A 22,964-nucleotide genomic window follows, 5' to 3' on the forward strand; every position below is an offset into this window, starting at 1 on the left:
GCGTCACAGTCGAAGCATCTCATTGATCGTTTATGAGGCTTTCTTCGATGCCGCTGATGCCTGACGGGCGGTCGCAGCTGCAGGCGACAACACGCCTATTTAGTTGGAAACAGTCGAGGTAAGCCAACTTGGCTTCCCGTTACTATTTGGAGAAAGAAATGCTGTGCCTAGGAATCAGCGGCGGACTTGACCAAGTCCATGAAAACCGATTCGAGCGTCCGAACGCCTTTATGCACGATGGCGCCGCGGTGCTCGTCCGAGACGGAAAGGTGATAGCCGCCGTAGAAGAGGAACGCCTCAATCGAATCAAGCACTCGAACAAGCTGCCAAGTGGTTCGATTCAATACTGTCTCTCGACGGCCGGGGTTCAGCTCAGCGACATTGATCGTGTCGCGGTCTACGCCAGCGAGCCCTATGCCAACGCCATGCTTGAAGGTATGTCCGCTTCCCAACCGGACATTCTCTCCACTCCGTTGGATGCTAAAATGTTGGTGCAGAACCTGTTAGCGCGTGAGTTCGGCACTAAGTTGGACAGTTCGCGTATTTCATTCGTAGGTCATCATCAGGCGCACGCCGTGAGCGCCTTTGCAATGTCGGGCTTCGAACAAAGTCTCATTCTAGCGATTGATGGCTGTGGTGATTTCCTGTCGGGCCTTGTGGCGGTAGGGTCTGGCACAGAAATTACGCAAATCGAGGCTTTCCCGGAGGACAATTCTCTTGGGCTGTTTTATCTCGAGACGATCCGCTGTCTCGGCTACGGCATGTTCGACGAGTATAAGGTAATGGGACTCGCGCCCTATGGCGACCCCGCTCCCTATCGCGAGCTCTTCGAGCAGTTCTACGAGCTCTCCGCCAACGGTGGCTACCGTGTTCACCTCGACCGCATCGGTCCGGCGTTGCTCCGCAACATCGAGATCAGGCGAAAGGGAATGCCTTTCACCCAGCAGCATCGAGATGTGAGTGCGTCACTGCAGGAAGCGCTTGAGCGGATCGTGTTCCACATTCTCCGGCACCACCGTGAGTCCACCGGCATGAAGCGGTTGTGTCTGGCGGGAGGGGTAGCCCACAACTGCACGATGAACGGCAAGCTGCTGTATTCAGGGCTTTTCGAAGACATCTTCGTGCAACCCGCGTCTCACGACGCTGGCTGCGCATTGGGAGCTGCGCTGATAGTCTCTAACGAGATGGGCCGCCCCGCGCCGCGTGAGCGACTGCAGGAGGTCTATTGGGGTCCTGATCTCGGGAGCGACCGCGCCGTGGAACAGGAACTGAATGCATGGGCCGGACATCTCGAGGTTGAACGCTCTTATGACGTAGCGATCAGTGCAGCCGACTGGATCGCCAACGGCGCCGTGATCGGCTGGGTGCAGGGTCGTTCGGAGTTTGGGCCACGTGCGCTGGGCAACCGCAGCATTCTTGCCGACCCTCGGCCCGCTGCGAACAAGGACCGGATCAATGCCATGGTCAAGAAGCGCGAAGGCTATAGGCCTTTCGCACCATCTGTGCTGGAAGAGGATGCGAGCGAATTTTTCGACCTCCCGGACGGTAAGCACGAATTTCCATTCATGAATTTCGTCGTTCGCGTGCGTGACTCAAAGCGCGCCTTGTTGGGTGCCATTACGCACGTCGACGGTACGGCTCGGCTGCAAACAGTATCGCGCGATGCCAACCCAGCTTACTGGGAGGTCATCAATGCCTTCAAGAAGCGGACAGGCACTCCAATTCTGCTCAATACGTCCTTTAACAACAATGCTGAACCGATCGTGGATACGGTTGCAGACGCGATTGCCACATTTTTGACGACAGAGCTGGATGGACTTGTGGTCGGGCCCTTCCTGGTAAAAAAACGGGCTGCAACGCTGCAGGATTGGACTGCGCTTGCGATTTCATTGCCTCCCTCAGTCTCCCTCCATCAAACCCGTGCTTACACAGCGCGAGATCATCAGGAGACTGTCTGCGAGATTATTCCGAACCACTCCAGCATTGACAGTGTGCGAATTTCAAACGACTTGTTTAATCTACTGATGCGGATCGAGGGCGAAGCCGTGTTGCGAGATCACCTCAATATGATTGAGCCGGATCAGGCCAGGCATGCAGCTCTAATGGAGGGCCTGCGAAGACTGTGGGAGCAGCGCCTGGTTCGGTTGCATCCCTCACAAGCTGGTCGGATGGATCATGGGTCCGATCAAACGCTGGACCAGCCCAATAAGCAATCAGCCTGATAGAGATGCACCTCAAGCTCGGCCAATCAAGGGTGTTTGTCGACCCCGCCTGCGAGCTCCCGCTGTGATTACGGGGTCGTCGCCTACGCGGCGGCGCCCACCAACATCTCCATCAGTCGCTTCGGCGACAAAGCCAATCATCTCCCGTAAGAGCAAGTGCTTTCGGGCAAGGTCTGCAGGTTCAAGGAGTTCGTTGAAGGCGCCGCCAGCTGGAGCTGCGTCGAGCGCATCATCGCGCATGGTCGAGCTCGGCGCCCAAGGGAAATCGCCCAATTCGACACGCGTGCGTTTGCGCCTCATTCAAAACCGCTGCGCGGGTGGTCGAGGTGAAATCGGAAGTCCGTCTGTGCCAGCCGACGACGTTCCCGCAGCGCATCCTGCACATCGCCCTCGATCGCATTCCTCAACTCGCGACATACGACGGGGCGCAGGCGCCGGAAACGAACCCGCCCACCGCAACCTGCAAACTCCCGCCTGTCCTCACGACGGAGCAATCCTGTCGCCTGACCAGGCGCGTGGAAAAGCATCACAAGGGTGACCACAGCGTCGCTTCAGGCCGTCAAACGCTATTGCCGTGCGTCAAGGCGGACTAGGTGACCCGTCGGGAAGCCGGCACCAGCGGCTTTGTCGGGACAAGACACATGCTATTGGGATTTGACCGCCGCAGCCGCGAGCATCGCTTCTCCCATCGCAATGGCCCCTTGGGCACGCAGCATTTCGCCAGGGTTCTGAATGTCGCGCAACTCTTTGTTCTGGCTGAGTTTTGATTTTCCAACCAGGCCGGTGATCTCGATCTCCAAGGCGACGATTGCCCTGACCATCGTGTCGATGAAGTCCTTCGGCGCGTCGCCCATCTTCCATGGGACCGGCTGCGAGGCTTCTTGCATGTGAGTGAGCTTCGCCACGTTGCGGCGCACATACCGCTCATCATCCCGGACAGTGATGCGTCCGTGGGCATGGACGACGAGATAGTTCCAGGTCGGCACCTGCTTGTGGAATTCATGCTTGCTCGGATACCAGTTCGGCGAGATGTAAGCGTCGGCCTCACGGAAGATTACGAGAACCTCATCGCCATTGGCGACTTCCTCCCAGACTGGGTTCTTGCGAGCGACATGGCAATTGAGAACGCCCTTGTCTCCCTTCGAGCGGTCAAGCTCGAAAGGGAGGTGGTTCGCGTCCAGCGTGCCTTTGCTTTGGGTGACGAGGATACCGAGCGGGTGTCTCTCGATAAGGTCGAACAGGGCGTTCTGATCAGGGACGGCAAAATGAGGCGGAACGTACAACGGTTTATCTCCTGTCGCGAATGTGCGGTTGTTAGTAATCGGCGGGGCCTTACGGAACGTGCCCCTGAATCTTCGCTGCCGTCGACGAGTGCCCCGGATTTCGGTGTCCACCACGCTCAAGCACCGCCATCGTGAAGTGGGCGGGCACATCAGATGCCGCCGCATATGAGTGAGGTTGGTCAGTGACAAGCCGCGCACTCTCGCCTTCGCTTAAAATTTCCACGTGGGTACCTACCACAACGCTCAGGGCACCCTGACTGACCGAGATCAGCTCGCGCGTATCCGGACTATGAGCGTCCGCGGAAAACACGTCGCCCGGCATCATGACCCAGCTCCACAGTTCGAACATCGTGCGTCCCGAGGTCGACGAATGCAGTTGCGCAGAGCTTCCCTTGGCGCTCGTCCAAAGCCTCCTGGTCTCTGTCCGCTCGATGGGAAGGCGCACCGTGGAAGGGTGCTCGTTCAACAAATCGGCCACCGAGAGCGAAAACGCCGCCGCCAGCCGACACAGTATGCCGATACTGGGGTTCGCCCTAGCCTGCTCCAGCGCGACCACGGTTCCCTTCGATAGGCCACTTAGTTTAGCCAGGCGATCCAGGGTCAGGTTTTGGTCACGCCTCAAGTCTCGGATCCGGGCTGCTATCGCTTGCCCAAGCGCTTGCTCGGCATCAAACGCTTCCGTAACATTGGTCATTATATTGACTTGGGTCCTCGGCTCGCGTATTGCGGTCAGTATAGTGACCGGCACGAAATTGCAACTGCCCGTTAGGAAGGAAATAGCCGATGCGTTTTGAGACGAAGGCGATCCACTGCGGCCGAGGTGTCGACGCGTCCACGGGGGCCGTATCCATGCCGCTGCACACCAGCACCACGTTCGAACGAGGCGCCAACGGGTCATTTCCGTCCGGCTTCGAATACACAAGGGATGGAAATCCGACACGCAATGCGTTCGAGGCGGCCATGGCGACGCTTGAGGGAGGGGGAGAGGGCATCGCCTTCGCTTCGGGCATGGCCGCAATCGCTGCAGTTTTCGAGAGCCATCCGTCGGCGGGTCGGATCGTTCTGCCGGATGACATGTATTTCGGCATTCGTTCGCTGATCGAAGAGACCGACATTGGGTCTCGCTTCGACTTTGCCCCCGTCGACATGCGCGATTTGGACGCTTTGCGCGCCGCGGTGACATCGAAGCGGACTGGCCTCGTCTGGGTCGAGACGCCGTCAAACCCGATGATCCGCGTTGTCGACATTGCGGCCATCTGCGCAATCGCGCACGAGGCAGACGCCTTGGCGGTGGTGGACAATACGTGGGCCACCCCAGTGCTTCAACTGCCACTCGAAATCGGGGCAGACGCGGTGATGCACTCGGCGACAAAGTACATTGGCGGCCACTCGGATTTGATGGCCGGTGTCGTCATTGTCCCAAACGCGTCACCCCTCGGTCGCCCATTGCGGATGGTCCAGAAACACAAGGGCAGCGTCGCAGCGCCCTTCGACTGTTGGCTGGCGTTGCGGGGCCTGCAGACATTGCCGGTCCGCATGCGCGCCCATTGCGAAGGCGCCCAGAAAGTGGCCGAGGCCCTGGCGTCTCATCCGCGCGTCGAAAAAGTGCTCTTTCCTGGTTTGCAAACTGATCCGGGACACGATCTTGCTACGCGGCAAATGAGCCATTACGGAGCGATGCTATCCTTTATCGTCGAGGGCGGAGCCGATGCTGCAATGGCCGTGGCCGGCCGCCTGAAGATTGTGGTCCGGGCGACAAGCCTTGGCGGGACGCATTCTCTGATAGAGCATCGCGCATCCGTTGAAGGTGCGAAGTCCAAAGCGCCAGGCGGATTGCTGCGAATTTCTGTAGGGCTTGAACATCCTCAGGACATTATAGATGACCTGATGCAGGCCCTAGGCGAAACCTGCAAAGCGGGAGTCCAATGACGGGTGCAAGAACTCTGGCGCCGCTTTACGTGACGGCTGACGCAGCCGACGATCGGCAGAACAATGTTCCTGCTGAGTAGAACGCACGTCCTCTGGTGAACCGCTACCGCCGTGTCGCATTGTCTCGGGCGTGGTGGTCGCCTGGGTGATGAACGTCTTCGGGTTTCCGGACGATGGCCACGCGCTCGACCGGATAGCGGAAATACCCAGATTTGCCGTTGACCTACTGCTGCTCGACCTCGTCGGAGATCGCGGTCAACAGATGGGATGGATGTGCTGGCACTACGGCAGTTTGACAAGCCGGCCATCGGGGCGCTAGCACCGTCCAAAGCCAAGAGTCGCAGGGCAGAACTGACCGCACCCAGCGGGCTGCGGGACCCATCAGCTAACGGCCAGGTTGGTACCTCAAGGCGCATCAGCACCATGGATGTCACATTGTCCTTGTTGCGAGCGCGATTTCGGAACTTCGTTGTGACGCAGTCTGTGCACAGAGCGCACCGCTGTAAGCAAATGAGCGGACGAACGACACCCAGTGGAGGAGAGAAGTGATGCGGCGTCAAGATCCTCCGCGCTTTGCGGCAAACACACTGATCCCTCTTCACAACCCGGTCTTTCGTTCTATCTGGACAGCCACGCAGATATCCAGCCTTGGCTGGCTGGTGCAGAGCGTGGCTATAAGCTGGCTCATGGCGACGATTTCAGCCTCCGATCTAATGGTTGCGCTCGTACAGGCTGCATCGACACTGCCCGCGTTCTTCTTGTCGATCCTTGCTGGAGCCATTGCAGACAGCTTCAGCCGCCGCGGCGTGATGCTTGCCGGACACTGCCTTATCGCACTGGCATCCACGGCGCTGGCACTCGCTGTGGGACTGGGCTTTGTTAGTCCATGGCTGATCCTGGGACTGAGTTTCTTGGCCGGATGCGGCTTTGCCTTGAACGATCCAGCATGGCACGCGTCGGTAGGCGATATCCTGGAAAAGCGCGACATACCCGCCGCAGTGACGCTGATGTCGGTGGGCTACAACGTGGTTCGGAGCATAGGACCGGCGCTGGGCGGTGTAATCTTAGCTTTGCTAGGCCCCCTTACGGCTTTCGCCCTCGCTGCGCTGAGTGACCTGGTCCCGTTGAGCGCTGTTCTGCGCTCAAAGTGGCAAGTTCGCTTTTCGCCTCTTCCGCGCGAGCGGATGACTACGGCCATTCATGATGGCATGCGATTCACGGCAATATCCTCCGAGATCAGAGTGGCGATTGTGCGTGCAACCCTATTCGGGCTGTCAAGCATCTCGATCCTTGCTCTGCTCCCCCTCCTGGTTCGCGACCAGCTGGCGGGAGGGCCAATTGTTTACGGGGTGCTATTGGCTGGCTTCGGCACAGGCGCCTTCATAGCCGGCATTGGCAGCAGCTACTTGAGACGCATTACGTCCCAGAACCGATTGATCACGCTCGCATCCGTTGCTTGCGCAACGTGTTGCCTTTTGATGGCCCTCACATCGTCGGTGGCTGTGGCGGCGATCGCGCTTGCAATCGGTGGCGCTGGCTGGGTTGTCACCTGGACCGGAACCGACGTGTGTGTGCAGTTGGCAAGCCCAAGGTGGGTCGTTGGTCGGACCCTGTCCATCTATTACGCCCTGACCTACGGCGGCATGGCAGCGGGCAGCTGGATCTGGGGTGCTGTCGCGCAGTACTATTCGCTGACGTGGGCTTTGGAAGGTGCTGCAGCGGCACTGTTGCTGGTCGCGGCTGTGGGAAAGCTATTGCCAGTGCGGCTATGGGAGGAATCGGATCAAGCGGCCGTCGACTTCAGGCCACCAGAACTGGCCCTCCCTTTGAAGCCCAGGAGCGGTCCGATCGTGATCAAGGTGGAGTACTCGATACCCGAGGAGAGTATCGATGAATTTCTGAGCTGCATGCGCGAAAGGCGGCGCGTTCAGAGCCGCGCCGGTGCGCGGGACTGGACCCTCCAGCGCGACCTTCAGAAGTCGACGCTTTGGACCGAGACATTCCGCACGCCGACATGGACGGACTATCTTCGTCTAAACCATCGGCTAACGGTGAATGACAGGGAGGTAGGCGAGCGCCTTGCCGCTCTGCACATGGGTGATTCTCCGCCTCGCATCTCACTTTCAATCGAGCGGTCGACAAGCCCCGCCCCCGGCAGCCAAGTCCAGCCTGTGCCTTTTGTATCGCGCCCGTGAGAAAACCAAGACTTGTCTGGGCTTGGACACGGAACGAGCTACTCCTTGATTTGTCGAGCCTGCCCGGATTGCAAATCGTTCCGGCCGGTTAGGCGAGCATGAGGATTCGCGCGGCAATTATGTCAATCACGGGTCCCATGTTCAGCCCGCCCCCCTCTGCCGCCAGATCGGCTTGAGCACGGATTCAGGTCGCCTGTCCTTTGCATAGCGGCGGGCAACGAATAGCAAGGGGGCGGAGGGTATCCCCGTCTGCGAAGCGGGCGGAGGAGGAATCCGCAAGGCGGGTTGCTGGGGAGAGGAGGCCGCGCGCCTCTTTCCGCCTCACTTAGAAAACGTGCGGCCAAGCACGTTCATGTCGGCCGTGGGCGGCCGCAACAATTGCCTACAAGGCGCAAGCGTCGTCACATATTAAGCGTAGCCGCGCGACAACCATCCGTGGTCACGCGCAATCCTGCGAATTGTCAAGCGGAGACAACGATCGCGGCACCAAGCAAAGTGGCGAACCCGATTCTGCTCGGGAGATCCCAAAGCTCTCCGAACCCTATTAGATCCATGAAGCGAAACACGGCGCCCTGAAGCAGGTAAAGCAGCAGTGTGCTCTGACCAAGCTCCACCGCAACAAAGCGAGCTACGCGAGTTGAATGGCCAACTCTCCAGCATAGGAACATAAGCTGCATTGTGACTGCAGAAGTTGCTACGGAGCCAATGAACATCAGCAACACTTGTCTCGCCGACTCTCCATCGTAGATCGAAACGAGATTGTTGTAGACGTAAGTCTCCCTTCCCCAAACAAGAAAGCACACTCACGGCGTGCCGAGCAGCTTGGCCAAGGAGCCGCACTGGGGCCTCCGGAGTGAGTGTTATCGCTCAAGCAGCCACGTCGGCGCGGCCTAAAATCTTCGATGAGCGCGTCAGGAGAGCGTCGATCTCCACATTTCTTCCAGGAGATCGTCCCCACATCATCATGGCCACGGCTCTAACGGGCTGGTGCCCTCCCTTTCCCGTTTTTTGTCTCGATGCTCGGTTGCGCCGCCCGCCGGGGCAAGGCAAAAAAATCGTCGAGGCTGAGCCCCCACTGCGGCTTCGGCGAAATATTCATCCACGGGTTCGCATCACCGCGGGCAGCGGGCGAGTTCGTCGATAGGAGTGCGGATGGAAGTAGGCGATGCACATCGTCACCAGCGGCTCAGATTGTGTGAGGTCCACGGCTCGCTGGTTTCCGCCGACGGCGGCGCGGACGGCATCGGTATGCGCAGAGCGGGTCCGTCGGCTTGGCGTCAGTTTCGGGGCAAGGGGCTATTGCTGGTCGCGCGGCGCTGAGTTGGGCGGAAGGATCGACGGCGCAACCCGGGGCTCCCGCGCGACGAGCAGGTTCTTTTCCCGGTCTGACCTGGCCTCGACTCCAGATGTCGCGATGACCGACGTGACCGGCGCGATTGAACGGGTCTCATGCCCAAAGCTGCCTCGGTGCCCAGTAGCGGCACCGCATGACCCACCCGGCGCTGCTCGAAGTAAACCGCGGCCAGCCAACATCCGAAGGTGCGCCAGACCCGATGTCGCGGCGGCCTGATGGCTCCGGCGCCGTGCGCGGCAGAAAGCTGCCGATCTCGTCTGGCATGGTCGCTGACCGCATCGTCACCCGGGCCATCGCAGCGACTTTTCTCCGTTACAAAGTCCCCGCGGGACGGACTGCCAGTTCACGCCAGGGCCAACAGCACCCGCAGGGGCGACCGCCGCGTCTGCCGGTCCTGCGAGTAGAATAAGATCGGGAAGTGCGGCTTCATCCTCGATGCCAGAGCTCGCTTCGCCGTACCGCGGCCGCCATAGCCCCTTGCGCTATCACGAGTCAGCCCACCTTTCTAGCTGGCAGCCATCGGGAGCCGACCCGCAACCACAGGGCGGCACCTGTCGGCCCGGCTTCCGTGTCAACGCAGAACATGATGCATATTCCCAGCGCTTTTTGACAGAGCGAACTACAAAATGCAGAACACTGACTCTCCGCCAAATGAATGCTGCGAGCAAGCAGCAGGCGGAGGAACTCCGTCTGGGCTGAGTACCTGTTTCAACGTGGACAAATAAATTGTAGCCAGTTCACGAAACGCCAGGCCCGCTCCTCTGCCGTCCGATCGTCCAGCAAATCCCCTCGGCGCGCGCCACGCCAGACACCTCCTTGCCGATATGATGCTCAAGCACCGGCCGCCAGGGCACCAGCGTGAACTCGCGCGATTTCTCGATGACAGCGTATTTTCCGCCGGCGAGCTCGACGCAGCCGCGCAGCGTACCGTCTATTCGATTGCCATGCTGCGCTTCAGAATACGAGAGCCCGAGTTCGTCCGAGAGCTGACTGGCAACACGGTTCAGCTCTCGTTGGCGCAGCATTGAAAGCATGTTGGCGCGATAGATGACCCGATCCTGCGCATCATGGGCAAGACCTTGCGCGATCAGCCACTGCTGTCGGCGGGCCTGGACCTGACGTACTTCTCGACCGAAGCCAGAGTCGCGCAAGGACTCAGGGTGGGCTGATACCAGCTCCTGGTCGATCCAGGTGGCGCCGTCAAAGCCTACTTGGCTCTCCAGCGGCATTGATGAGAGCTTGTCGACGACAACAGGCTGGGCCCTCGCTCGTTGACGCTCGTAATCCGCGACGCGGTTGAGATGGTCGGGCGCGACTGTCCATGTGCCGTCCGGCTCGCGCTCGACGCCACCGGTCGCACGGCGGATCGCCTCCAGTCGCCGCACGTGCGTTTCGGCAAAGCGTTCGGTGGCCGAGGGGTCATGCTTGAGATGGATATCGATGCTGTAGCGCCCGTCGTTGACCGTGGCGATGCCGGCAATTGTGCGGTCGACTTTTCTTGGCCCGGTGTCCCTCGGCCTGATCCGCACTATGCAGCCTTCTGGTGTCGGTTGGGTGGCCTCGCCTTTGCCGATATCAAAATAGTGGCTTTTGCCGTCCACGCCGTCGACGACGAGGTAATGGCGGTCAGTGATTTCGTCGGCCAGCCCGCGCCCGACGACACGTCCGACCACGGTTTGGGCCGACCCGTCGGATCGATCGTGGATAAGATAGTCGGCGGCACTGCGGACGAGCCCCTTGCCGGTCAGCTCGCGATGGATGGTCTTGACAATGTCGCCGCGCTCGCCGATGCGGCGTAGCGTGGCTTCGAGATCATCCTCCAGGCGCCAGCGACCCGAAGGCATCTCCTCGGCGAGGCCCATCCGCTCGAGCTTGCGCAGGCGGCCCTGGTGCAGCGTCTGGCGAAAGGTGTCTCGGCTGGCTGGTGAGACATGCCCCTCGTCGCGCATGCGCATCAGCTGCCGGTCGATGCTGGTGAAGCGTTCCTGCTCCATCTCCTGGCGCAAGCGCTGCTCGATCTCGCGGTCGGTGCGCGGGCCAAGGTCGAGGCTAACCAGTTCGGCTGCGCGCTCGCGCAGGCCAGAGGAGATGTAGTCCCGCGCGATGACGAGGTTTTCGCCGTGATCGTCCCTGCCGCGCACGATGATGTGGGTGTGAGGATGGCCGGTGTTGAAATGGTCGACGGCCACCCAGTCTAGCCTGGTGCCGAGGTCTTCTTCCATTTGCGCCATGAGGCGCCGGGTGAGCAGCTTCAGGTCATCATACTCGATACCGTCTTCAGGGGCGACGATGAAGCGGAACTGATGACGGTCACCGTTCGCGCGATCGAGAAAGGCCCTGCCGTCCGCGTGGTCTTTGTCGGCAGCGTAGAGCTCGCCACGCTCGCCTTCCCGGGTGACGCCGTCGCGCTGGAGGTAGCGGAGGTGCGCACGAGCTCCGTCGACTCCCTTGCCGGCCAGCTTGACGATGCGTGCCTTGACGACTGCGCGCCGCTGCCGAAACGCCGCGTGGCGGTCGCGTGCTCTAAGAACGGCGGCAGCAGCCCCGCCGCGCCCCACCCGGCTTCCGATGAAGCGGCTGCCGCGTCCGCTCCTGCCGCCTGCTCGGTTGACCGCGGCCTGGACCTGGCCAGCGTAGCGTTTGCCCGCCTTCGAGCCGCGCGAGCCAATTTTGCCGAGCCTCGGCGTGAATTCGTCATCCTGCATACGGCCTCCGATGAACCAGCAGCAAAATCAGAGGCTTGCGCGCCAGACCCTCCTGGACCCGCAGGCAACCTCCCGGGAAAACGATGTGCAGACAAACACTTCGCCGCCTCAGGAGGCGATGCCTTTATCTTGCCTTCCGCGGACCTGCCTCCCTGCCCCCCGCCCGAACCGCGGTAGCCGCTGCCCTCACCTGCGATCCGGCCGGCCTGACCTTGCTCGCTCCGATCCGAGCGGCACCAGGAGTTGGCCATTCGGGCCGGTCACGGAAACACCGTTTCGGAGGAAAAACAGCGACTGCCCGGAAGGGATTCCCGGCGCGCTTTTGGAACGGGATTTGTCGGTGAGCGCGTCCATATCAGCGGCCGAAATGCCCGCCGCCTTGACCTCTTCCAGATACGAAACCGTCTCGCTGGGCAGTGGCCGCCCACGCTGCAAATGCTGTTCGTAGCGCTCCGGCCCGGCGTTATAGGCTGCAAACAGGCCTGGAAATCCGAAGCGGTCATACATGGCGCGCAGATAGGCAGTGCCTGCCAGAATGTTGTCGCGAGGGTCGTGCGGGGCGGCTCCCAGGCCAAGCTCTGCGCGCAACTCCTCGTAGGTGCCTGGCATCACCTGCATCAGGCCAATGGCACCGGCGCTCGACGTGACCGGCCGTCCATTGAGCCTTGTCTGCCCCCGGCTTTCGGCATCCATGACGGCATAAATCCAAGTCTGTGGAATGCTGAAACGCCGGCTTGCTTCGGCTACGAAGGGCTGCCATCTTGCAAGCTGCGGACTATGGGAGATGACGACCGGCTTCGTGTTGGTCGCCGCGGAACAGGAGCATGGTGCGAGAGACACCATGCCCAGCATCAGGAGGGTCACTCGGTCCATAGCGGCACGAGCCTCCCGATGATATTTTCGGTCGGCACCGGCCCGAAATAGCGGCTGTCGAACGAGCGATTTTCGTCGCTGCCGAGTAGGAAAACCTCGGCAGCGGCGAGCTTTCGGCAGGCATTCCACCAAGGCAGCGGACGGTGCTGCGTGTCGGTTGCAAGCCGGCGCGCGACAATCTCGCCGCCGATGATGATGGCGTCGCCGAAGGCGCAGACATGCTCGCCAGCCAGCGCGGCAAGGTGCTTGACCAGCGGCACGTTGCTGGGCAGATAGAAGCGTTCGGCGGCCAGATCGACGACCGGTTTTGGCGGGCGGACGAGTACGAGATCACCAAGAGCCGGCGATCCGGACGCGACGCGATAGAGGCCGACCGGCGCACTCGCCGAGGCGTTCCAGACCAGCCAGGGCGATGGTTTGCCGAAGGCGGCGAAGCCGATCAGGCCAAGGCCCATCGTGGCCATGGCGATCGTCTTGCGCGCCCGAATGCGCCGCAGATGGCTGCCGATCAGATGGATGGTGGGACGCCGGCTCATGAGCGGCCTCCCTCGCCGGCCGAGCCGGAATCGTGCCCGCCGTCCTCGGGCCCGGTCTCCTGCGCGTGCCCCTTCGACCAATCGTCGAGTTCGTCGATGTGATAGCGGACATAGCGGCCGTGCTTGCGGAATTGCGGGCCGCCGCCTTTGAGGCGCATCTTCTCCAGCGTGCGCTGGGACAGCCCGATATAGAAGGCCGCCTGCGCGGTATTGAGAAACGGACTGCCCTTCTTGGCGCGGGCTGCGCGTTCGTTTTCGTCGTCCATGATGATCCTCGTTTCGCTACGGACAAGCCAAGGCGAGGATCGGCGAGCGAGATCGTTTTGGGGACGGGCGAAGAGTCGGGGGCGAGTTTTCGCCGCCCCCTTCGGCGGCCTCACGGGTCCTGAGAGAGGACCCCGCGCCGGTGGCGGCGCGGGGCTTTCCGGATCGGCCGGTTAGTCGACCGGGTTCCAGATGATGGCGTAAGTGTCGTCGTCATCCTGGCCGGCGGCGCGGCCGAGATTGGCGTAGAGCTTGCGGGGGCCAAACTCGGGGGCGGCAATCGCCAGGCTCACATAGTCCTTGCCGGAGGTCTCGCCGGTGCGGATCCAGCCCGCACCCACTTCGACCCCTTGCGTCAGCACCCGGAAGTCGGGATGGGTGTCGGCGCTCTTTGCCTGATTGGGCACGATATCGATGTCGGCGCGGACGCTGAGCGTCTTGAGCTGGCCCTTGTAGCCGCCGTTTTCCTGTTTGGTGACGTATCCGATCGCGGTCATTTCCAGTCTCCTCCTGGTGCTCGCAAGGGACCATTCCCCTGCGATGGCGGACCGTGATGGGCGCGTCCGGACCGCCGGAACCGGGACGGCCGCAGCGATAGCGGAGGACCCGCGCGGGCAGCTTTTTTGAAGCGAAGCGGCGCGAGGAAGCCGCCGCAGGCGGCGGGGAAAAAAGCTGCCGGCGAGGGTTTCGGGCGGGCCTGATCCGCCCATAGGTCGACAAGCCAGCCGCAGGGAATGGTCCCCGAGACACAATGGAGACAGGTGGCGCGATCGGTGACACAAGAAGCCGGCCGCAATGCAGAGCGCCGGCTGCGCGGGCTCTGTCGGCAACCGGATCGGACAATTGGCCCCATGGGCCTTTGGCGCCTCAGCAAGCAACCCGGCGCGGTGCGGGGCTGCCGAAATGGGGCGAACTGGCGTCGGAATTTCTCGCGCGCGGCACTGGCTCGACAAGACGCCCAATCGGCAGCCGGCGTGGCCCGTAGCGGCGCGCGCGACCTGAGCGGCGGTAATCGAGAGAACCGCCGCTCGGGCCCTGATCGACTATTCGCGCACGAACAGCGGCTGCACTTGTGTCCACTGATCGGCGGTGCGGAGCCGCTGCGGCTGGTGTAGCTTTCGGCCGGCAATTTCATCCAGCGCGGCAGCCAGGTCTCGACCCAGGGGCGGCCATTCTCGCCCGCCAGGAAGTCGCGGATGATGTTCTTTTGCGTCTTGACCTTCTCGGCGACATTGCCGTCCGCGACCAGCTTGCCGCCGACGTCGGCCAGCATCGAATTGGCGATTTCCTTGTCGCGCAAGAGGTCGAAGAAGGCATCGTCCGGTTGCCACCATATGCCAATGTCGACGTTCAGGTGGTTGCCGAGCGCCTCGACGACGGCGCTGCCGGCTGCAAGCGTCTCGGCCATGACAAGGGTGAGAACGCGCATGACATCGTCGTCGCAGAGCGCCAAGAGGCGCGCGAACACGCCGGCGATAGCAACGGCGTCGCCATTGCCGCCGGCGACCAAGCTATCCTCATCCGGTGATCCGAGCAGGGCCAATACCTCGCGCCGCTTTTTGCCGAATGCGGCTTCAGCCTTGCAGCCGGCAAGGCTGGCAGTCACCGTCTCGTTGGCTGCGCGCTGCGGCTCAGGCCGCACCTGCCACAGGCCCGAACCGGTGATGGCGTGCGCCACCACGAGGCGCAGCGCCACGGCGGGATGGTCGAGCATGGCCGCGCGCACGGCGGCATGGCGATGCAGATCGATATAGTTGTGCATCGGGCCGGTGACTTCGGGGCGCGGCAGCTTGGCGGCTGTTTCTTCTTGCTCGCCGCCCTCGCGGGCGCGGCGGGCTTCCTTGCGTGACAGCCAGCCCTCGTGACACTCGACCTCGCCGCGATGCGAGACAGTGATGATGATCTTGCCGCCCTTCTTCTTCGGGGTCTTCTCGTGGTCCCATGCGTGGAAATACTGGCCCGGTTCCAGCGCACAACCTCGCTCCAGCCCTCGTTGAGATAGGTGTCGCGTTTGGTGGCAATCGCTTCGTTCTGCTTTTGCCAGAACAGGTCGGCATCGGCGAAATAGCTGTCCTCGCCGAACAGGTCCGAGGTGATCAGGCCGGGATACTCCTCGATGGCAAACAGTGCCACCTTGGTGGAAATCGACTGGCCGCCGAACAGCCATTGCTTCAATTGATAGCCACGCGGCGCGTATTGATCGGGATCGGCACAGAGTGCCAGCCAGTCCTTCTGCTGCGCCTTGGAAGACATTGTGAGATGGCGCACCGGCTCGGTGTCGATCTCCTCGCGCCGATAGGCTTCGCGGATTTTGGGCAAGAGGTCGCCAAGCGCCAGAATGCGTTTGACCTTGAGATCAGTGATGCCGAAGGTCACAGCGATGTCGAGAACGGTGCGGCCTTGCCTGACAAGCCGCGAAACGTCTCCCATTGCCATACTTCGTCAGGATCGAGGCGGGCGAGGTTTTCGATCAGGAAGCTTCGAGCGCATCGGCGTCGTCACCGTCCTCCATGATGGCGCAGGTCAAGGGATCGCCTTCACCGCGCTCGTCGGCAAGCGATTTCGCGGCGAAATAGCGCCGCCTGCCGGGTTGTCCCCGCCGCGGAGGCCGAAGGCCGACGCGGCGGGACGGTTTTTGCGCCTATCGGCGCTGCTGTTCCGCCGTGTCGGGCGGAAGCTCGGAATGGGGCTTTGATATGGCGTCTGCTGCCTGCCGCAGCAGTCGCTCGGCCTCGGTGACGTGGCCGCAAAATGCGGGCGGCTTCGGCATGGACGGAGATCGGAAAGCGCGCCTGGAAATGCAGGTCGCGCTCTATGCCGAGACCAAGCGGCCCTTTTACGGATGCAAGCTCGGCCAGACTGACGCTGCCAAGTTCGGGGAAGCCGAAGCCGAGATCGCAAAGACCGAACAGCGTGTCGCCATCGGCGTCGAGTTCGCTCAGAAGCGAGGTCGCGGCACCTGTCGGATCAAACAGTTTCACAACGGGAAAATGGTCGATGTCGGCGCCGGCGGCGCCATGGGCGAGCAGTCGTGCGCGCAGTGGATTGGTGATCAGGATCATGGAAAGACTCCTTGTCAGAACGGGTCGCGTTGACTTCTTGCGTCCGGCGGGAGAAAGGTTCACCGGACCTTCCTCTGATCCGCCTCCCCATTAGAGACCGACCTCGAGCAGCTTTGCGCCGCGCGCGGACACATCGGCGCGTCCATCAGGAGGGTTTGCCCGCGTGGTGATCGGCTGGACGCCGGGAATGAGCGTCTGCTCCTTTGCGGCGTCGGCTCGGTCGCGGTCAGTTGAGGATCGCGCATCGTCATGCCGCAATCCCTTCTTGCGCCTCGCCTTCCGCATCGGCCGGAAGGCCAAACAGGAAATCAGCGGCCTTTGAAGCTAGGCTGGCGGCACGGAATATAGCGCGGTTGTCCTCGCGCAGCACCTTCAGCCATGAGCCGATGTAATCGGCGTGACGCACGGTCGGCTCGATGCCGAGATTGCTGCAGACGAAGGCGGCAGTGATTTCGGCGACCAATTCTTCACGCGCGTAGGCCTTGGAGCCGAACGAGCCGGAGAGGTCGCGAGCAAGCCGCGTCGGGTGGCCGGTCCAGTGGCCTAGCTCGTGAAAGCAGGTCCGGTAATAGTCGATCTGCTGATGGAACGCTGGCTGCGGCGGCACCTGAATGTGGTCGCTGCACGGCATGTAGAAAGCGCGATCGCCGCCGACCCTGAAATCCGCACCGCTGGCGAGAATGAGCGTCTCGGCCTGCGGCACGATCTCGCACTGTGGCAGCGGCTCGGCAGGGGCATGGAGGTGTTCCGGAAGATTGTCGCATTGCGCGACATTGAAGACGGTAAAGCGCTTCAGAAAAGGCACGGCCTGTGGTGCATCGCCCTCGTGGCGTGCGCGCTCCTTCTCGTTCTTTGGGACAAAGCGGTCGGCATGCACGATCGTCGTGCCGCGCTCGCCCTTCCTGACATTGCCGCCCAGGGCAAGCGCCTGCCGGAAGGTCAGCCAATTCTGGCTGGGATAGCTGCGCTCGATGACGGCGCCCCACAGGATGAGGATATTGATGCCGGAATAGGTGCGCCCCGTGGACGCATTCCTCGGCAGGCCGAGGCCTGCTTTTGCGCTGCCCCATGGCTTGACCCATGGCACAGTGCCGCGCTCCAGCTCGGCAATGATGCGGTCGGTGATCTCCTGATAGAGGCTTGCGCCTGGGCGCCTGCCCTTGCCTGCGCCAGCCTCTCCGCTGGTGGTACGCTTGCTGTTTGCACGCATGTGTTATCCTCCGCTCGCCAATCGCCGCGCCTTTCCCCGGAAGCGGGGTGGGCGGCGAGTCGCGACCGGAAAGGCCCGCCGTGGTAGGCGGACCGCATCCGAAGGACCGGAACGAAGAGGAGGACCCTGAGCGGCACGCGAAGGGTTGCGGGCTGCCGCGGCGGGTCTAGAAGGGAGTGCCGCCCGCCCCGCGCCACCGGGAAAGGCCAACAGACAAACCGCGCCGCCCGCAAGGGCGGCGGCCGTCACAGCCCGAAGGGCTGCCCACGCCAAGGGGCGAAGCCGAATGGCCGAGACCGCCTGAGCTTGCCGAAGAAAAGCGGGCTCGGTTCACGAGCAACTGGTGCGCGTCGTCAGGCGCGCGGGCGCCCGCCAAGTTTTTTCGCACATGATCAGGCGCCGCAGTTACGTCGAGAACCAAAAGGCATCGGCGCCGTGCGCGCGGCTTCCTCCGAAAACCAGCGCTCGCCTTTCAACAAATTGAGGCGTTGTCCCACTCAATATTCCTGTCCGTGATCATGATAGATGCGGCGCGCCCGCTAGGACCGGAGGCTGGAGAGAATCTCGCACGGATCAGCGTCAAGGGCCGCAGTTATGTCGAGAAACTCGATGACATCGAGACGCCGCTCTGCGCCCTCGTACTTGGCCACGAAGGATTGGGGACGACCAAGCTTGTCAGCCAGCTGCTTCTGGGTCAGGCCTTTGGCCTTGCGCAGCAAAACCAGCCGGGCCAGGAACCGCTGGTGGCGGGGCGATCGAAGGGATTTGGGCATGGAGGCGAACCGGTCGGGTAAAGACCGGATCAGCGACTAATCCCGGTTTCGGATTATCCCATTTTGGGATATACTGCCTGTGCTCACAGGCGAGGTTCGCAGGCATGAATGGACCAATGGGAACAGATGAGACTCGAAGCTCAAGTTTGAGCGATGAAGTCCCCTGGTCGGAGAACCTCACGAGCTACGACAGGGAGCATTTCACGATCTACCTGCGGATCCTGGATGCCTGCGCCGAGAATGCCAGCGAAAAGGAGATGGCCGAGCGCATCCTCGGCATCGACCCATCCATTGACCCGGTCCGCGCCCGCAAAGCTCTTCGCAGCCATATCGACCGTGCGAACTGGATGGTGACGACCGGCTACAAGGAACTGTTCGCCGGCTGATGCAGAGCGCCCAATGCCACGTGTTTCGAGTAGGCAAGTCTCTGTAGCCAAATTCGGCAGCGCACGGCCGCGACAGCGGGCGCTGCGGGAGCGGTCACAACTGGTTCGCGTACTGTTTGACTGCCATTTCCAGTGCTTGCATCAAAGGCACAGCCTTGGAGAAGAGGAAGCCTTGGGCGGTTCGGCAACCAAGCTTGTGCAGGGTTTGCCGATCCGCCTCTGTTTCGACGCCCTCGGCCATGACCTCGATCCCGAGCATGTCACCGAGTTCGATGACGGATTTGACAAGCAGTCGGTCCTCTCGGGACTTGGCCAAGCCGCGAATGAAGCCTTGGTCTATTTTCACCTTGCGTATCCGACGGTCCTTGAGAGAAGCCAAGGTAGAAAAGCCGGTGCCGAAGTCGTCGAGCGCGATGGAAATACCGGCATGCGAAAGCCGTCCGAGCTTTTCATCCGCTCTGTCCGGATCCACCGGCGATTCTTCGGTAATCTCGATTTCGAACATCGTCGCAGGCAGGCCTCTTGCGGCCAGACCATCCAGAACCATGTCGTCGATATCGCCGGCTTCCAGTTCGCGCGGGGAAACATTCATCGCCACACGAATGTTACGACAGTCAGCTTTCACCAAGCCGTCGATAAAAGCACAACAGTCGGCGAATACGGTTTGCGTCAGCAGCTGAAGCATTCCGGTTTCGCGTGCGGCTGTGATGATTTCGGGTGGAGAGATGGCACCATGTGTCGGATGGGACCATCTCAGCAAGGCTTCAAAACCGACCACGGCCTCGGTGTCGAGTTTCACGATCGGCTGGAACCAAGGTTGCAATCCTCCCGTCTTTATCGCCGAATGAAGGTCCCGTTCGATGGACTGGCGGCGTTGGAGTTCCCGGTCGAGTTCGGCATCGAACAGGCAAAATTCGTTCCTGCCATGGCGCTTGGCCGTATAAAGGGCGATATCGGCCCGCAACAGCATTTCAGTCAGGCTCGACGTCTGCGCCAAGTATATCCCTATCGATGCCCCGACGCGCACGGACGCGACCCCGATATAGGGGCGAGCAATTTTGGCTATGATATTGGAGGCGAGATCACTGGCAGAAAGCGAAGCTCTCGTTGAGGGAAAAACCAGCACGAATTCATCGCCGCCAATACGAGCTAGCGTTGAGCCTTCCGGTGCTTCCTGCTCTATGCGGCGGGCGATCATGACAAGCAGTTCATCACCGGTCCTGTGACCGTAGGTGTCGTTGACAGATTTAAAGCCGTCCAGATCAATCAGCATTGCCACGAAGGGGCCATCCGCGGTCTTGAACCGACCGATGGCGTGTTCAAGGCCCCGCCTGTTGAGAAGGGCGGTCAAATGGTCCTCCCTGGAGTTGCGCTCCATTTCCGACGCAAGTCGCTCTGCCTCATGTCTCAGGCGGCTTGCTTCGCGGAAGCGCGCCTGCCCAACAAACGAAGCTCGGACCAAGCCGCCCATGAAGAGCAGAACGGTGAAAGCCAGAATGTAGCGTTCAAAATTGCCTTTCGCCAAAAGGCACGCCACCGTGATGAGGAGTGGAGGTGTGATGAAGCTGGTCGCCGCGGCGGCATACGAGCTGCCATATGTAACCGCACCAGCTGAAATGCCCGCCAGTATGACCAGATGCATCGGTGCTTGAGGTGTTGTGTATCCAACAGTCAGCACGGCCGGGAAGGACCAGGCAAACCCTGCCAGAAGGGCAAGGACGCCAAACATGCGAAGGCGCGGCAAAACGCCAAGCAAATCCTGATTGCGCCCCGTTTCCTTTAGCTGAAAACGGGCGAGTGCAAGCCGGGCGGCATTTAGCGCATTGACGACCAGGAACCAGCTTGCAGCGGCAAAGCCGCCGCCAGAAAGGGCCTGCACCCCGCAAATCAGGCCTGACAGGATCGCGCTTATCGGCATCGACACGAAGAGCCCGGCCCTCAGGTCAGCAAGCTGATCCTGACGGATTTTGGCCTCCAGCGATTCTTCTTTCTTTAGGGGTGCCATGAATGGACCAGCTTGCTTCCGTCATTGTTCGCGAGGACCAAACCTATGCAAGCCCACTGAAGGACGGGTTAACTACCCAGCGAGGGTAACCAGTGCGCTCACCATGCTTCGGGTCACACCTTTGGCTTAGCATTGCCGAATCATCAAGGTTTCGCCCGCGCGCGTGCCTTGATCCGAATCATGCCATGATCGGCAACGTCACCAGGAAGCAGCCTTGCCCGCGACGCTGCGAGCCAGCAAGATAAAGAAGCCGCGCCGAGACAGCGCTCCAGAGCGGTAGCGCTCTGTGCGATTCACCGCCTGAGCATGGCCGAAATGCCATGGCGGACAAAGGGAAGATGTTGGGCAAAGCGGAGCCCAGCATGTCTTGCAAGCCGTGCCGCCGGGTGCTCGCTTGAGTAAAGACCGACAAGCATGTTGGTGGCATGATAGAGCGGCGCCGCCGACAGCCGCAGCCGGCTTTCGTATCTGCCGAGCATGTCGGGATCGGCAATGTCGCGGCGGGCGCGACATGCTGTCAGTATTTTATGAGCGAGTTGCTTCTGGCCGCTGAGGCCGATGTTGAAGCCATGCGCGGTCACCGGGTGCACGCCGATGGCAGCGTCTCCTATAAGTGCCGCACTCGGTGCCGAGAACTTGTGCGCCCAGGTCGTGACCAGCGGATAGGCATGGCGGGTGCTTGCCAGGGTCATCTGCCCGAGGCGTCCTCGACACCGGTTCATCAATTCCATGAGGAACAATTCGTCATCGAGAACAGACAGTCTATCGGCCTCGATTGAGCGCAAAGTCAGAAGCAGCGACGACACGCCTTCCATGAGCGGCAACATCGCTATGGTCTGATGGTGGTCGAACCATTCGACCGCGATCTGGTGATGGAAGCGCTCGTGCCTCACTCGGCAAATCAGCATGGAGTGGCCAAGCGGATGGATGTTAGCGCCAATGCCGAGCAGGTCGCGCATCGCGGACAAACGCGAATCCGCTGCTACGAGCAGCCGAGCGGCCAATTGCCTGCCATCAGAAAGCGTTATGACCGCCTCGTCGTCGCTGGTTGTTGCATTCACGACCGAGTTGCCGCACAGCAGCCGGGCATGATCCTGGAAGTAGACAATTTTGAACAGGGCATCGCGGATCCGACAATTTGGGACCAGAAATCCGAGTGGTTCCCCAGATCCGCTGCGAGTATCGAAGCACAGGGCGAAAGGGCTCGATCCGTTGAGCACGCGCGCGCCATGAAGCGGTGATTTCTCAGATGCGGGCATGGCGTCCCAGGCGCCGAGCTCGCGAAGGATTCTCACCGATGCGTGCGTCAGCGCGATCTCGCGACCGTCGAAAGCCGGATTCGCCAGGCTGTCGAGCGACTGCCGTTCAACCACTGCCACCTTGAGTCGGCTCAGGGCGAGCGATGCTGCGAAGGCAAGTCCGACCGGCCCAGCTCCGACGACAATGATGTCGAATGTGTCGACAGAGCCGGCCATCAGCGTGCCGCCATAGCGGCTATCTGCGATACGAAGCGCTCTTGAAGCATCGCAATCACCCACGGTTTGCCGCTCATCTCCCCATCGTCGATAGACATGCGTTCTCCGTTGGAAGCCTGGTCAATGAAAACACGCCGACGAAGAGATAACGCTGATCTGGATCAACCAGGCTCGATAACCCGGCAACGGCGGGTTCACGGTCGAGTGGTCGATTGCCGTGAAAACGTTTGCATGTCTAGGCATTCTGAATGGTCGGCTTCCCAATCGCGTGCCCCTACTGGCCAAAGGTTCGGCAACGTATTGTGGCTGATCCGTTCTTCGCACGCGCGCCGATATCATCATGACGAGGCAATCCAGCAAAGACTCGGTCGACTGACGACCAGCATCCGCACAGTCGTTGGGCGCCGCCAACCGGTTCAGCCTCGCGGCTCTTCCCGATCGATAAGGATCCGCTGGGCGGAGCCGTCGAGATCTTGGTATTGGCCGCTCTTCAGATCCACAGGAAGCACCGGTCCAAGCCCCACCAAAACAGGCAGCGGCCATCGCATTCCGTCAGGACGGGCATCTTGCTGCCGACAGCGTACTCTCGGCCCATGACGGGCGCTGGATGTTTGATCCCAGGCTTTGATGGCGCATACTTTTCGTCCGAATCAAAGGATGCGCTATGGGCCAGGTTCTTCATGGGAGCGCCA

19 protein-coding genes and 2 pseudogenes are annotated in these 22,964 nt (G+C 61.3%); 4 read left to right on the top strand and 17 right to left on the bottom strand.

Translation table 11 applies throughout. The features are described 5' to 3' along the window. Positions 1-158: 158 nt before the first annotated feature. Positions 159-2,222, top strand: coding sequence for a carbamoyltransferase family protein (locus NKJ80_RS26445; RefSeq protein WP_352498604.1), 2,064 nt, complete (start codon positions 159-161; stop codon positions 2,220-2,222). A gap of 644 nt (positions 2,223-2,866) precedes the next feature. Here the strand turns inward: NKJ80_RS26445 and NKJ80_RS26450 are convergent. After that, entirely contained in the window at positions 2,867-3,505 is a 639-nt protein-coding gene (locus tag NKJ80_RS26450) for an FMN-binding negative transcriptional regulator (RefSeq protein ID WP_023672382.1), read from the bottom strand. A 49-nt stretch (positions 3,506-3,554) separates the two neighbouring features. Next, positions 3,555-4,199, bottom strand: a complete 645-nt coding sequence (locus NKJ80_RS26455) for a helix-turn-helix domain-containing protein (protein WP_031197303.1) — start codon at positions 4,197-4,199, stop codon at positions 3,555-3,557. A gap of 89 nt (positions 4,200-4,288) precedes the next feature. Here NKJ80_RS26455 and NKJ80_RS26460 point away from each other — a divergent pair, with 89 nt between their 5' ends. Continuing rightward, positions 4,289-5,434, top strand: coding sequence for a trans-sulfuration enzyme family protein (locus tag NKJ80_RS26460; protein ID WP_352498594.1), 1,146 nt, complete (start codon positions 4,289-4,291; stop codon positions 5,432-5,434). Between the two features lie 548 nt (positions 5,435-5,982). Next, positions 5,983-7,629: an MFS transporter gene (locus tag NKJ80_RS26465; protein WP_023704122.1), complete on the top strand. Its 1,647-nt coding sequence runs from the start codon at positions 5,983-5,985 to the stop codon at positions 7,627-7,629. Between the two features lie 408 nt (positions 7,630-8,037). Here the strand turns inward: NKJ80_RS26465 and NKJ80_RS26470 are convergent. The 11 genes and pseudogenes from NKJ80_RS26470 to NKJ80_RS26525 form a co-directional block, all read right to left on the bottom strand. Further along, positions 8,038-8,432: pseudogene (locus tag NKJ80_RS26470) on the bottom strand (nodulation factor fucose acetyltransferase NolL); the annotation flags it as partial. Between the two features lie 1,288 nt (positions 8,433-9,720). Next, positions 9,721-11,688, bottom strand: a complete 1,968-nt coding sequence (gene rlxS, locus NKJ80_RS26480; protein WP_352498595.1) for a relaxase/mobilization nuclease RlxS — start codon at positions 11,686-11,688, stop codon at positions 9,721-9,723. Positions 11,689-11,874: 186 nt separating this feature from the next. Further along, on the bottom strand, positions 11,875-12,561 hold the full coding sequence (locus NKJ80_RS26485; RefSeq protein WP_023753776.1) for a lytic transglycosylase domain-containing protein: 687 nt from the start codon (positions 12,559-12,561) through the stop codon (positions 11,875-11,877). Beyond that, positions 12,549-13,097: a S26 family signal peptidase gene (locus NKJ80_RS26490; protein WP_352498596.1), complete on the bottom strand. Its 549-nt coding sequence runs from the start codon at positions 13,095-13,097 to the stop codon at positions 12,549-12,551. The genes NKJ80_RS26485 and NKJ80_RS26490 overlap by 13 nt, the downstream gene beginning before the upstream one ends. Continuing rightward, positions 13,094-13,363, bottom strand: a complete 270-nt coding sequence (locus tag NKJ80_RS26495) for a helix-turn-helix transcriptional regulator (protein WP_023672373.1) — start codon at positions 13,361-13,363, stop codon at positions 13,094-13,096. Before NKJ80_RS26495 ends, NKJ80_RS26490 begins: the two co-directional genes overlap by 4 nt. 171 nt (positions 13,364-13,534) lie before the next feature. Beyond that, positions 13,535-13,858 carry a DUF736 domain-containing protein gene (locus tag NKJ80_RS26500; protein ID WP_352498597.1) on the bottom strand — a complete coding sequence of 108 codons (324 nt, stop codon included), beginning with the start codon at positions 13,856-13,858 and terminating at the stop codon, positions 13,535-13,537. Then, positions 13,855-15,057 (bottom strand): hypothetical protein, encoded by a 1,203-nt coding sequence (locus tag NKJ80_RS26505; RefSeq protein WP_352498598.1) that lies wholly within the window; start codon positions 15,055-15,057, stop codon positions 13,855-13,857. Before NKJ80_RS26505 ends, NKJ80_RS26500 begins: the two co-directional genes overlap by 4 nt. Beyond that, on the bottom strand, positions 14,964-15,791 hold the full coding sequence (locus NKJ80_RS26510; RefSeq protein ID WP_023697816.1) for a hypothetical protein: 828 nt from the start codon (positions 15,789-15,791) through the stop codon (positions 14,964-14,966). Before NKJ80_RS26510 ends, NKJ80_RS26505 begins: the two co-directional genes overlap by 94 nt. Positions 15,792-16,002: 211 nt before the next feature. Further along, positions 16,003-16,423, bottom strand: a pseudogene (locus NKJ80_RS26515) (DUF2958 domain-containing protein). A 247-nt stretch (positions 16,424-16,670) separates the two neighbouring features. Beyond that, positions 16,671-17,633: an ArdC family protein gene (locus tag NKJ80_RS26520; RefSeq protein ID WP_023697813.1), complete on the bottom strand. Its 963-nt coding sequence runs from the start codon at positions 17,631-17,633 to the stop codon at positions 16,671-16,673. 539 nt (positions 17,634-18,172) lie between these two features. Next, on the bottom strand, positions 18,173-18,406 hold the full coding sequence (locus NKJ80_RS26525) for a helix-turn-helix domain-containing protein (RefSeq protein ID WP_023708050.1): 234 nt from the start codon (positions 18,404-18,406) through the stop codon (positions 18,173-18,175). Between the two features lie 104 nt (positions 18,407-18,510). Between NKJ80_RS26525 and NKJ80_RS26530 the strand changes: the two genes are divergently transcribed. Then, positions 18,511-18,792 (top strand): DNA -binding domain-containing protein, encoded by a 282-nt coding sequence (locus NKJ80_RS26530; protein ID WP_081731646.1) that lies wholly within the window; start codon positions 18,511-18,513, stop codon positions 18,790-18,792. A 94-nt stretch (positions 18,793-18,886) separates the two neighbouring features. Here NKJ80_RS26530 and NKJ80_RS26535 read toward each other — a convergent pair whose 3' ends face one another. The 4 genes from NKJ80_RS26535 to NKJ80_RS26550 all read right to left on the bottom strand — a co-directional run. Continuing rightward, positions 18,887-20,797: a putative bifunctional diguanylate cyclase/phosphodiesterase gene (locus NKJ80_RS26535; RefSeq protein ID WP_352498599.1), complete on the bottom strand. Its 1,911-nt coding sequence runs from the start codon at positions 20,795-20,797 to the stop codon at positions 18,887-18,889. A 293-nt stretch (positions 20,798-21,090) separates the two neighbouring features. Beyond that, on the bottom strand, positions 21,091-22,272 hold the full coding sequence (gene ubiM, locus NKJ80_RS26540; RefSeq protein WP_352498605.1) for a 5-demethoxyubiquinol-8 5-hydroxylase UbiM: 1,182 nt from the start codon (positions 22,270-22,272) through the stop codon (positions 21,091-21,093). A 416-nt stretch (positions 22,273-22,688) separates the two neighbouring features. Beyond that, positions 22,689-22,820, bottom strand: a complete 132-nt coding sequence (locus tag NKJ80_RS26545; protein WP_156932385.1) for a cbb3-type cytochrome oxidase assembly protein CcoS — start codon at positions 22,818-22,820, stop codon at positions 22,689-22,691. Further along, positions 22,763-22,964, bottom strand: a 202-nt coding sequence (locus NKJ80_RS26550) for a hypothetical protein (protein ID WP_352498606.1), incomplete at its 5' end; no start/stop codon positions are given. The genes NKJ80_RS26550 and NKJ80_RS26545, both read right to left, overlap by 58 nt.

Origin of the sequence: Mesorhizobium sp. M0030 (genome assembly GCF_040323695.1) — a bacterium.
In the GTDB taxonomy this organism is placed as follows: Bacteria; Pseudomonadota; Alphaproteobacteria; order Rhizobiales; family Rhizobiaceae; genus Mesorhizobium.

What these genes read in the sequence shown, in the direction of transcription:
- NKJ80_RS26445 (WP_352498604.1), top strand. Translation starts at nt 159, where the DNA reads ATGCTGTGCCTAGGAATCAGCGGCGGACTTGACCAAGTCCATGAAAAC.
- NKJ80_RS26455 (WP_031197303.1), bottom strand. Translation starts at nt 4,199, where the DNA reads ATGACCAATGTTACGGAAGCGTTTGATGCCGAGCAAGCGCTTGGGCAA.
- NKJ80_RS26460 (WP_352498594.1), top strand. Translation starts at nt 4,289, where the DNA reads ATGCGTTTTGAGACGAAGGCGATCCACTGCGGCCGAGGTGTCGACGCG.
- NKJ80_RS26465 (WP_023704122.1), top strand. Translation starts at nt 5,983, where the DNA reads ATGCGGCGTCAAGATCCTCCGCGCTTTGCGGCAAACACACTGATCCCT.
- rlxS (WP_352498595.1), bottom strand. Translation starts at nt 11,688, where the DNA reads ATGCAGGATGACGAATTCACGCCGAGGCTCGGCAAAATTGGCTCGCGC.
- NKJ80_RS26485 (WP_023753776.1), bottom strand. Translation starts at nt 12,561, where the DNA reads ATGGACCGAGTGACCCTCCTGATGCTGGGCATGGTGTCTCTCGCACCA.
- NKJ80_RS26490 (WP_352498596.1), bottom strand. Translation starts at nt 13,097, where the DNA reads ATGAGCCGGCGTCCCACCATCCATCTGATCGGCAGCCATCTGCGGCGC.
- NKJ80_RS26495 (WP_023672373.1), bottom strand. Translation starts at nt 13,363, where the DNA reads ATGGACGACGAAAACGAACGCGCAGCCCGCGCCAAGAAGGGCAGTCCG.
- NKJ80_RS26500 (WP_352498597.1), bottom strand. Translation starts at nt 13,858, where the DNA reads ATGACCGCGATCGGATACGTCACCAAACAGGAAAACGGCGGCTACAAG.
- NKJ80_RS26510 (WP_023697816.1), bottom strand. Translation starts at nt 15,791, where the DNA reads ATGGGAGACGTTTCGCGGCTTGTCAGGCAAGGCCGCACCGTTCTCGAC.
- NKJ80_RS26520 (WP_023697813.1), bottom strand. Translation starts at nt 17,633, where the DNA reads ATGCGTGCAAACAGCAAGCGTACCACCAGCGGAGAGGCTGGCGCAGGC.
- NKJ80_RS26525 (WP_023708050.1), bottom strand. Translation starts at nt 18,406, where the DNA reads ATGCCCAAATCCCTTCGATCGCCCCGCCACCAGCGGTTCCTGGCCCGG.
- NKJ80_RS26530 (WP_081731646.1), top strand. Translation starts at nt 18,511, where the DNA reads ATGAATGGACCAATGGGAACAGATGAGACTCGAAGCTCAAGTTTGAGC.
- NKJ80_RS26535 (WP_352498599.1), bottom strand. Translation starts at nt 20,797, where the DNA reads ATGGCACCCCTAAAGAAAGAAGAATCGCTGGAGGCCAAAATCCGTCAG.
- ubiM (WP_352498605.1), bottom strand. Translation starts at nt 22,272, where the DNA reads ATGGCCGGCTCTGTCGACACATTCGACATCATTGTCGTCGGAGCTGGG.
- NKJ80_RS26545 (WP_156932385.1), bottom strand. Translation starts at nt 22,820, where the DNA reads ATGCGATGGCCGCTGCCTGTTTTGGTGGGGCTTGGACCGGTGCTTCCT.